This is a genomic window from Sandarakinorhabdus oryzae (assembly GCF_009733735.1).
GTDB lineage: Bacteria > Pseudomonadota > Alphaproteobacteria > Sphingomonadales > Sphingomonadaceae > Sandarakinorhabdus > Sandarakinorhabdus oryzae.
Window position 1 is genome coordinate 1 of the sequence record NZ_WNJP01000334.1, and the last position, 1,153, is coordinate 1,153.

Annotated in this window: 1 protein-coding gene; it reads right to left on the reverse strand. The window is 73.5% G+C overall.

What is annotated here, in order from left to right; translation table 11 throughout:
• A partial coding sequence (locus GJ693_RS17255; RefSeq protein ID WP_197042301.1) for a TonB-dependent receptor occupies positions 1–1,153 on the reverse strand: 1,153 nt, incomplete at both ends.

Below are 1,153 nucleotides of genomic sequence, written 5' to 3' on the forward strand. Positions count from 1 at the left end.
AGGGATCGCAACCGGGGCGGCGGTCTTCCACCTCCAGCCGCAGCGTCTGGCGCAGCACGCGCACCCCGGCCTCCAGCGCCAGGCCGCCACCGGGTTCCAGCCGGGCCTGGCCAAAGACCATGCGGCGGCTGTCGTGCTGGGCCAGGCGGCGATCGGCGATCACCGTTCCGGCAACCGTGTCGGCCGCCGTGCGCCGGCTGACGGCGTCGCTGTAGCTGGCTCCGGCGCGCAGGGTCAGCAGGCCAAGATCGGCCGTACCCACCAGATCAAGGCCCTGGCGATCCTCTTGCGTGCGCGCGATCAGGCCATAGCCGCCGCTTGCCAGGCCAGCCGGAGTGGCCAAGTCCGCCAGTCGCCGGCCATCGGCCAGATCCAGCCCCTGGCGCCCGGTCTGGTGGGCGAAGCCGGCGCCCAGTTCGAGCCGGACGCGCGTGCTGGCCCAGGCCAGCCTGACGTCGTTCAGGGTCAAATCGGCGCGCTGGCCCAATGGCTCTTCGGCCAGATCAGCCGAGATCGGCCCCCAGCGCGGCGTGAACGGGCGCGGCGGGTTGGCCAACTGGCCGGTGCTGGCATAGCGGCCATCACAGCGCGCAGGCGCCGCCGGATCACAGGCGAAGGCCGGCAGATTGCCGGCCTGGCTGCGGGCATAGAGGCTGGTCACGGCCAGGGTGAGCGCCGGCGCCAGATCGATGTCGAGTGTGGCTGACAGGCCGGCGCGCTGGCCGCGGTTCAGCCGTTCGCCCGTGGTGCTGTTGGCCAGCCAGCCCAGATCATGCTGCAACTGCCCGCCCAGCCCCAGCCGCACACCGCTGCCCATCGGCAGATCGATGCGGCCCAGCACCCGGCGGCTGCCAAAGGCGCCGGCGGCAAATTCGCCCATCCCGGCCAGTTTCTCGCCGGGCCGCCGCAGCGACAAGGTCACCGCGCCCGCTGCCTCGCCAAGCCCGCCGGCCGGTGCCACCAGCAGCAGATCGCTGTCGAACAACCCGGGCAGCAGCGGCGTCACCCCGGGCAGCGCAGTGCGACCTATCACCAGGCCCGGCTGGGCGCGGCCGTGATCGACAATCAGCGCGGCCGTGCCATTGCCCGGTGCTGGCCCGGCCACCACCCCCGGCGCCCCGGCCAGCGCATCCGCCAGGGTGGCAGGCCCGCG